This is a genomic window from Streptomyces sp. NPDC059398, from assembly GCF_042751845.1.
Classification (GTDB): Bacteria; Actinomycetota; Actinomycetes; order Streptomycetales; family Streptomycetaceae; genus Streptomyces.
Genome location: NZ_JBHYWP010000131.1, coordinates 1 through 8,750, shown reverse-complemented (window position 1 = coordinate 8,750; position 8,750 = coordinate 1). Strand labels below are relative to the sequence as shown.

Genomic DNA, 8,750 nt, shown 5'->3' with positions numbered 1-8,750 from the left:
CTCCAGCCTGCCCAGCACATCGGCCGCGGCCGCGTGCCCCCCCGCGCCCCCGGCTGCCCCATTAGCAGAGCGAGGCTGACGCGACCAAGCAGCCCGCTGAGCATCCTATCGGAACCGGACTTCGATCAACCGGTGTTCCGGGCAGCCGGGTGCCACAGGACGAGAGGCGGCAGCATGAGCGTGCCGGGACGCAGAGGCAGTACGTTCACCCGGCTGCTCCGGCACGGTTTCACCGACCCCGCGGCGGCCGAGCGGCTGCTCGACGCCCCCGAGCTGGCCGCCGTACGCAACGACCCCGTCCTCCTCGACGCCCTCGGTGCCACCGCCGACCCGGATCTCGCACTGCTCGGTCTGGTGCGCATGGCCGAGGCGCAGCAGCCCGACGAGCGGCAGACACTCCTCGACACGCTGATCGCGGCCAAGCCGCTGCGCGACCGGCTGCTCGGCGTGCTCGGCGCGTCCGAGGCGCTCGGCGACCATCTGGCCCGGCACCCGCACGACTGGCACGCCCTTGTCACGTACGAGACGGCCGACCTGCACCCCGGCGTGCCCGAGTTCGAGCAGGGGCTCGCCGGCGCGACCGACGCGGTGGAGCTGCGGATCGCCTACCGGCGGTGTCTGCTGGCCATCGCCGCCCGGGACGTCTGCGGTACGACCGACGTCAGGCAGGCCGCGGCCGAACTGGCCGACCTCGCCACCGCCACCCTGCGCGCCGCCCTCACCCTCGCGTCCGCCGAGGCCCCCGAGGACGCCGCGCTCTGCCGCCTCGCCGTCGTCGCGATGGGCAAGTGCGGCGGCCACGAGCTCAACTACGTCTCCGATGTGGACGTCATCTTCGTCGCCGAGCCCACGGACACCGGGGAGGACGCCGACGAGACCGGGGCGATGCAGGCCGCCACCCGGCTCGCCGCGCATCTGATGCGGATCTGCTCCGACACCAACATCGAGGGCACCATCTGGCCCGTCGACGCGAATCTGCGGCCCGAGGGGCGCAACGGACCACTGGTCCGTACGCTCTCCAGCCATCTCGCCTACTACGACCGCTGGGCCAAGACCTGGGAGTTCCAGGCGCTGCTGAAGGCCCGCGCCGTCGCCGGTGACGCGGCGCTCGGCGCCGAGTACACCGAAGCGGTCGGACCCCTGGTGTGGCAGGCGTCCGAGCGGGAGAACTTCGTCGCCGACGCGCAGAAGATGCGCCGCAGGGTGATCGACAACATCCCCCCGGACCTCGTCGAGCGCGAGCTGAAACTGGGGCCCGGAGGGCTGCGGGACGTGGAGTTCGCCGTCCAGCTCCTCCAGCTCGTACACGGCCGCAACGACGCGACCCTGCGCAGCGGGAACACCCTGGAGGCGCTGGAGGCGCTGGCCAACGGCGGCTATGTCGGCAGGACCGACGCGGCGCAGCTGGACGAGGCGTACCGCTTCCTGCGCACCATGGAGCACCGGATCCAGCTGTACCGCCTCCGGCGCACCCACCTGGTGCCCGACGATCCGGCGGATCTGCGCAGGCTCGGGCGCTCGCTCGGGCTGCGCGCCGAACCCGTCGCGGAACTCACCAGGGCGTGGAAGCGGCACGCCACGGTCGTCAGGCGGTTGCACGAGAAGCTCTTCTACCGGCCGCTCCTGGACGCCGTCGCGCAGCTGGCGCCCGGCGAGAACCGGCTCAGCCCCAGGGCGGCGGGCCAGCGCCTCGAAGCGCTCGGTTACGCGGACCCGGTCGGCGCCCTGCGGCATCTGGAGGCGCTCTCCTCCGGGGTCTCCAGGAAGGCCGCCATCCAGCGCACCCTGCTGCCCGTCCTGCTCGGCTGGTTCGCGGACTCCGCCGACCCGGACGCCGGACTGCTCGGCTTCCGCAAGGTCTCCGACGCGCTGGGCAAGACCCCCTGGTATCTGCGGCTGCTGCGGGACGAGGGGGCGGCCGCCGAGAATCTCGCCCGGGTCCTGTCGGCCGGCCGGCTCGCTCCCGACCTGCTGCTGCGGGCCCCGGAGGCGGTCGCGCTGCTCGGCGCGAGCGGCGGGCTCGCGCCGCGGCCCCGGGAGACCCTGGAGCAGGAGGTCCTGTCGGCCGTCGGCCGGGCCGAGACCCCCGAGGGCGCCGTCGCCTCCGCGCGCGGAGTGCGCCGCCGTGAGCTGTTCCGTACGGCGGCGGCCGACCTCATCGGCTCGTACGGCACCGAGGAGAACCCGGCCGAGTCCGACCCCGGGGCGCTGGTCGACCGGGTCGGCAACGCGGTCACCGATCTGAACGCCGCCACCATCGCGGGCGCGCTGCGGGCCGCCGTACGGGCGCGGTGGGGCGACACCCTGCCCACCCGGTTCGCGGTCATCGGCATGGGCCGCTTCGGCGGCCACGAGCTGAGTTACGGCTCGGACGCCGACGTCCTCTTCGTACACGCGCCCCGGGAGGGTGTGGACGACCAGGAGGCGGCCCGCGCCGCCAACGCCGTCGTCACCGAGATGCGCAGGCTCCTCCAGCTGCCGACCGCGGATCCGCCGCTGCTGATCGACGCCGATCTGCGCCCGGAGGGCAAGAGCGGCCCGCTGGTGCGGACCCTGGCGTCGTACGCCGCGTACTACCGGCGCTGGTCCGGCGTCTGGGAGAGCCAGGCGCTGCTGCGCGCCGAGCCGATGGCCGGCGACGCCGAGCTGGGCCGCGGGTTCATCGAACTCGTCGACCCGCTGCGCTACCCCGTCGAGGGGATCGGTGAGGACGCCGTACGCGAGATCCGCCGCCTCAAGGCCCGGATGGAGTCCGAGCGGATGCCGCGCGGCGCCGACCCGACGCTCCACGCCAAGCTGGGCCGGGGCGGGCTGAGCGACGTGGAGTGGACCGTGCAGCTGATGCAGTTGCAGCACGGCTGGGAGGTGCCGGGGCTGCGGACCACCCGCACCAGGACCGCGCTGGCCGCCGCGCACGCCGCGGAGCTGATCACCACCGAGGACGCGCAGACCCTGGACGAGGCGTGGGTGCTGGCGTCGCGGGTGCGCAACGCGGTGATGCTGGTGCGGGGGAGGGCGGGGGACACGTTCCCCACGGACGGGCGGGAGCTGGCCGCGGTGGCGCGGTACCTGGGGTACGAGACGGGGCATGTCGGGGACATGCTGGATGACTACCGGCGGGCTACGAGGCGGGCGCGCGGGGTGATGGAGGAGCGGTTCTACGGGGGGTAGGGGTGGGTGGTGCCGCTGGCTGTGGGGTGGTGCGGGTCGTGTGCTCGGGGCTCCGCCCCGGACCCCGGTCCTCAATCTCCCCCGGCTACCGCCGGGAGGTGCCCCCAGGACGGGCTTGATTTTGGGCTTCAGTCCCCGGACGGGCTTGTACCGGCCCCGGTCCTCAATCCCAGGACGGGCTTGATTTTCGGGCCTCAGTCCCCGGACGGGCTTGAACGCAGCCTCAGTGCTCCGACGGGACCGACTTGGCCCGGACCGACCTCGCCCTGACCGACCTCGCCGGGACCGGCTTCAGGGTGCCGTGGATGCCCTGGGTGAAGGTGCCGCCCGATCTGACCTTTTCCGGGACCCGGGGGAGGCGGTGCGGCAGGGCTCCGTACCAGGCGTACGAGAGGCCCGTGCCGAAGGCCAGGCAGAGGACGCCGCCCACCGCGTCCAGCCAGAAGTGGTTGGCCGTCGAGACGATGACCAGCAGGGTCAGGGCGGGGTACAGCAGGCCCAGGATCCGCACCCACGGGGCGCGGGCCAGCGCGAAGATGATCAAGCCGCACCAGAGCGACCAGCCGATGTGCATCGAGGGCATCGCCGCGTACTGGTTCGACATGTTCTTGAGGTTGCCCGAGGCCATCGAACCCCAGGTGTGGTGCACCAGCACCGTGTCGATGAAGTGGCTGTGGTTCATCAGGCGCGGCGGCGCGAGCGGGAACAGGTAGTAGCCGGCGAGGGCCACCGCGGTGGTCGCGAAGAGCGCCAGCCGGGCCGCCGCATAGCGCCCGGGATGGAAGTGGAACAACCAGACCAGGACGCCGATGGTCATGATGAAGTGCAGCGTCGCGTAGTAGTAGTTCATCGCGATGATCAGCCATGTCACCGCATTCACGGCGTGGTTGATGTGCTGCTCGACCGAGATGCCCAGAAGGTGCTCGGCGTGCCAGATCCAGGTGGCGTTGCGCAGCGCCTCCGCCTTCTGCTCCGGAACCGCGTTGCGGATCAGGGAGTAACCCCAGTAACTCACCGCGATCAGCAGTACTTCGAACCAGATGCGGGGGCGGCGGGGCGCACGCAGACGCCCGATGACGGAGGTGTGGGGCTTCTTGGCCACGACGGTTGACGCGGTGGCCTGTTGGCCGTCCAGTGTCTTCACGGTCGTTTCACCCATAGGGGAAGAGTCTGCCAGAAACTCGGCTTCCCCCAGATCATCCCTCGGGAGGGACGCGCCCGCACCTGCTACGCCGTGTTGACGCCTTCGCCCCGTGATTCCGGGCCTGCGGCGGATCCCGGCCCGGAGGCGGTGGAACCACGGACTACCAGCTCGGTCATAAAGACGAATTCGCTGTGCGGTGCGGGGGTACCGCCGACCTCTTCGAGCAGAGTGCGGACCGCGGCCTGGCCCATGGCGGTCACCGGCTGTCGAATGGTGGTCATCGGAGGGTCGGTGAACGCTATGAGCGGGGAGTCGTCGAAGCCGACGACCGAGATGTCGCGCGGCACCTCGAATCCCAGCTGCCGGGCGGCCCTGATAGCACCGAGTGCCATCATGTCGCTGGCGCAGACCACCGCCGTGCAGCCCGCTGAGATCAGCTCGGACGCTGCTGCCTGTCCGCCTTCCAGCGTGTACAGCGAGTGCTGGATCAGCTTCTCGCTCTCGGTCTCCGAGAGCCCGAACCTGGCCCGCATCTCGGCCTGGAAGCCCTCCGTCTTGCGCAGCACGGGTACGAAGCGCTTCGGCCCGAGCGCCAGCCCGATCCGGGTGTGGCCGAGGGAGGCGAGGTGCGTGACGGCCAGCCGCATCGCGGCCCGGTCGTCGGGCGAGATGAAGGGCGCCTGCACCTTCGGCGAGAAGCCGTTGACCAGGACGTACGGCACGCCCTGGGCGCGCAGCCGTTCGTAGCGGCGCATATCGGCCGTGGTGTCCGCGTGCAGCCCGGAGACGAAGATGATGCCCGCCACCCCGCGCTCCACCAGCATCTCGGTCAGCTCGTCCTCGGTGGAGCCGCCGGGGGTCTGGGTGGCGAGCACCGGCGTATACCCCTGCCGGGTCAGGGCCTGCCCGATGACCTGGGCCAGCGCCGGGAAGATCGGGTTCTCCAGCTCCGGCGTGATCAGGCCGACCAGACCGGCGCTGCGCTGCCGCAGCCGCACCGGACGTTCGTAGCCGAGTACGTCGAGTGCGGCGAGTACGGACTCGCGGGTGGCCGCCGCTACCCCCGGCTTGCCGTTGAGGACCCGGCTGACCGTCGCTTCGCTGCCCCCCGCCTGGGTTGCGATGTCGGCAAGCCGTGCGGTCATGGGAAGGGACTGTACCGGGCGCGTGTCAGATTGCCCACCAGGTGCAGGAATCACCGGGAATGCGCACCGATTCACCGGAGATGTCCGGGGCGGCCGACGAGAGCAGCGGACGGCCCGGTACGCGCAGTTCGACCGCGCCCGGCAGGGTGTTGACGGTGCAGACGAAGCCGGGCCGGCCGAAGACGAGTACCCCAGGGGGGCCTTCGAGCCAGCTCATCGGACCGTCACCCAGTCCGTCCAGCCGGCGCCGGAGCGCGAGCGCCGTCCGGTACAGCTCCAGCGTCGAGTCCGGGTCCCCGGTCTGCGCCCCGACGGAACGCGCCCCCCAGCCCTCCGGCTGCGGCAGCCACCCCGGTCCTGGCCCGAAGCCGTACGAGGGCCCTTCGGCGGTCCAGGGGATCGGCACCCGGCAGCCGTCCCGCAGCCCGTCCTGTCCCGCGCCGCGGAAGAACGACGGGTCCTCGCGCAGCTCGTCGGGGAGGTCGGTGACCTCGGGCAGCCCCAACTCCTCGCCCTGGTACAGGTATACGGAGCCGGGCAGCGCCAGCATCAGCAGCGCGGCGGCGCGGGCCCGGCGCAGCCCGGTGGTGCCGCCGCCGTACCGCGTCACATGGCGTACGACGTCGTGGTTGGAGAGGACCCAGGTGGTGGGCGCCCCCACCGATGCGGTCGCGGCCAGCGACTCGTCCACCACTGTGCGCATCGCCGCCGCGTCCCAGGGGCAGCGCAGGAACTGGAAGTTGAAGGCCTGGTGCAGTTCGTCCGGGCGTACGTACAGGGCGAGGCGCCCGGCGGACGGGGCCCACGCCTCCGCGACGCCGACCCGCTCGCCCGGATAGGAGTCGAGCAGCTTCCGCCAGGCGCGGTGGATCTCGTGCACACCGTCCTGGTCGAAGAAGGGGAGCGTCTGGGAGCCGATCATCCGTACCTGCTCGGCGGTGCCGATGTCGGGCAGCCCGGCGGCCTTGACCATGCCGTGCGCCACATCGACACGGAATCCGTCCACGCCGCGCCCGCCGAGCTCCAGCCAGAACCGCAGGATCGCCTCGAACTCCGTACGCACCTCCGCGTTCTCCCAGTTGAGGTCGGGCTGCTCGGGGGCGAAGAGATGGAGGTACCAGGAGCCGTCGGACACCCGGGTCCAGGCGGGGCCGCCGAACACCGACTGCCAGTCGTTGGGCGGGAGTTCACCGTCGGCGCCGCGTCCGGGCCTGAAGTGGTAGCGGTCCCGGGCCGGGCCGCCGGCCAGCGCGTCCCTGAACCACACATGGCGGTCCGACGTGTGGTTCGGCACCACGTCCACGATGACCCGCAGTCCGATGCGGTGCGCGGTGTGCAGCAGCGACTCGGCGTCGGCCAGTGTCCCGAACAGCGGGTCCACGACCCGGTAGTCGGCGACGTCGTACCCGCCGTCCGCCTGCGGCGACGCGTAGAAGGGGGTGAGCCAGACCGCGTCGGCGCCCAGCTCCGCGAGATACGGCAGCCGCTCCTCGATGCCCCGCAGATCGCCGATGCCGTCACCGTCGCTGTCCGCGAAGGACCGTACGTACACCTGGTAGATGACGGCGTCCCGCCACCATCGGGTACGGGCCCCGGACGGGGTGGCCGCGCCGGTGAGCTGCTGCGTCATGGGGTGATCCCTTTCGGAAGTCCTGCAACGTACGGGACAACGCCGGTGCCCTCCGAAAGTAACAGCCTTGCAAGGACTTGCGAAGGCCGCCGCAGCCTCTCCCGCCCCGCTTCAGAAGCCCTCATGCCCTGTTTGGCAAGGGCCTTCACGGCAACCGTGCGGACACATGGAGGTAACGAAACCGGTTCCTTGCAGAAAAACTTCGCAAGCTCTTTCGGTCTTCTTTCATCCTTGTTACGTTCCTCCTCGACCCGGAGCCGTGATGGAGCGGCACCCCTCGAAGGAGTTCACATGCGACGTGGCATAGCGGCCACCGCCGTGGTTGCGGCCCTGGCGCTCGCGGCGACGGCTTGCGGCGGCGACAGCGGTAGCGGCAAGGCGGACGGTCCCACCACCATCACCTGGTGGGACACCTCGAACGCCACGAACGAGGCCCCGACCTACCGGGCGCTGGTCAAGGAGTTCGAAGCGGCGAACAAGGGCATCAAGGTCACCTACGTCAACGTCCCCTTCGACCAGGCCCAGAACAAGTTCGACACCGCCGCCGGGGCCAAGGGCGCCCCGGACGTGCTGCGCTCCGAGGTCGGCTGGACCCCCGCCTTCGCCAAGAAGGGCTACTTCCTCCCGCTGGACGGCACCGAAGCCCTCAAGGACAAGGCGCACTTCGAGCCCAACCTGCTGAAGCAGGCACAGTTCGACGGCAAGACCTACGGCGTCCCGCTGGTCACGGACACCCTCGCCTTCGTCTACAACAAGGCGCTCTTCGCCAAGGCCGGCATCACCAAGGCCCCCACCACCTGGGGTGAGCTGAAGAGCGACGCGGCCGCGGTCAAGTCGAAGGCGAAGGTCGACGGCTACTGGGCCAGCACCGCCGGGTACTACGCGCAGCCCTTCCTGTACGGCGAGGGCACCGACACCGTCGACCTCGCCCACAAGAAGGTCACCATCGCCGGCGCCCCCGCGGTCAAGGGCCTGGAGACCTGGAAGGGCCTCTTCAGCGGCCCCGGTCTGCACAAGCCGGACACCACGGCCGACGCCTACGCCCACCAGCAGGACGCGTTCGTCAACGGCAAGGTCGCCTCGATCATCCAGGGCCCCTGGGAGATCACGAACTTCTACAAGGGCTCGGCCTTCAAGGACAAGAAGAACCTCGGCATCGCCACCGTCCCGGCCGGTTCCACCGGCAAGGCGGGCGCCCCGACCGGCGGCCACAACCTCGCCGTCTACGCGGGCTCCGACAAGGCGCACCAGGCCGCCTCGCTGAAGTTCCTGCAGTTCATGACCTCGGCGAAGAGCCAGGAACAGATCGCGCTCAAGAACTCCACGCTGCCGACCCGCTCCGACGCCTACACCTCCGAGGTCACCGCCGACCCCGGGATCGCCGGGTTCCAGAAGGTGCTCAGCGCCTCGCAGCCGCGGCCCGAACTCCCCGAGTACAGCTCGCTCTGGGGTCCGATGGACACCGAACTGCCCAAGGTCGCCGACGGCAAGGAATCGCTCCAGGACGGGGTCAAGGCCCTGAACGAGGCCATGGCCAAGCTGGTCCCCGACTTCACCAAGTGATCGCCCGGGCGCGGGGGGGGCCGGCGCCGCCCCGCAGCCGCGCGCGCCGCGCCGCCCGCCCCCCCCCCCACGAAGTGAAGTGAGAAGGAGTGCGGGC

5 protein-coding genes are annotated in these 8,750 nt (G+C 71.0%); 2 read left to right on the top strand and 3 right to left on the bottom strand.

Annotation, left to right across the window (positions count from 1 at the left end; all coding sequences use genetic code 11):
• Positions 1 to 174 precede the first annotated feature (174 nt).
• A complete protein-coding gene (locus ACFXBC_RS31990; RefSeq protein ID WP_385032502.1) occupies positions 175 to 3,171 on the top strand; it encodes a bifunctional [glutamine synthetase] adenylyltransferase/[glutamine synthetase]-adenylyl-L-tyrosine phosphorylase in 2,997 nt (998 codons plus the stop codon).
• Positions 3,172 to 3,394: 223 nt separating this feature from the next.
• Here the strand turns inward: ACFXBC_RS31990 and ACFXBC_RS31985 are convergent, their stop codons facing one another.
• From ACFXBC_RS31985 to ACFXBC_RS31975, 3 genes are all read right to left on the bottom strand, one after another.
• Positions 3,395 to 4,330 (bottom strand): phosphatase PAP2 family protein, encoded by a 936-nt coding sequence (locus tag ACFXBC_RS31985; RefSeq protein WP_385032500.1) that lies wholly within the window; start codon positions 4,328 to 4,330, stop codon positions 3,395 to 3,397.
• Between the two features lie 68 nt (positions 4,331 to 4,398).
• Positions 4,399 to 5,460, bottom strand: coding sequence for a LacI family DNA-binding transcriptional regulator (locus tag ACFXBC_RS31980; RefSeq protein ID WP_385032497.1), 1,062 nt, complete (start codon positions 5,458 to 5,460; stop codon positions 4,399 to 4,401).
• Positions 5,461 to 5,485: 25 nt separating this feature from the next.
• Positions 5,486 to 7,090, bottom strand: coding sequence for an alpha-amylase family glycosyl hydrolase (locus ACFXBC_RS31975; protein ID WP_385032494.1), 1,605 nt, complete (start codon positions 7,088 to 7,090; stop codon positions 5,486 to 5,488).
• A 291-nt stretch (positions 7,091 to 7,381) separates the two neighbouring features.
• On the opposite strand from ACFXBC_RS31975, the gene ACFXBC_RS31970 reads away from it, so the two are divergent.
• On the top strand, positions 7,382 to 8,653 hold the full coding sequence (locus tag ACFXBC_RS31970) for an extracellular solute-binding protein (RefSeq protein ID WP_385032491.1): 1,272 nt from the start codon (positions 7,382 to 7,384) through the stop codon (positions 8,651 to 8,653).
• Positions 8,654 to 8,750 lie beyond the last annotated feature (97 nt).

Bases quoted from the DNA above. Each gene is read 5' to 3' on its own strand.
- ACFXBC_RS31970 (WP_385032491.1), top strand. From the start codon at position 7,382: ATGCGACGTGGCATAGCGGCCACCGCCGTGGTTGCGGCCCTGGCGCTC.
- ACFXBC_RS31985 (WP_385032500.1), bottom strand. From the start codon at position 4,330: ATGGGTGAAACGACCGTGAAGACACTGGACGGCCAACAGGCCACCGCG.
- ACFXBC_RS31975 (WP_385032494.1), bottom strand. From the start codon at position 7,090: ATGACGCAGCAGCTCACCGGCGCGGCCACCCCGTCCGGGGCCCGTACC.
- ACFXBC_RS31990 (WP_385032502.1), top strand. From the start codon at position 175: ATGAGCGTGCCGGGACGCAGAGGCAGTACGTTCACCCGGCTGCTCCGG.
- ACFXBC_RS31980 (WP_385032497.1), bottom strand. From the start codon at position 5,460: ATGACCGCACGGCTTGCCGACATCGCAACCCAGGCGGGGGGCAGCGAA.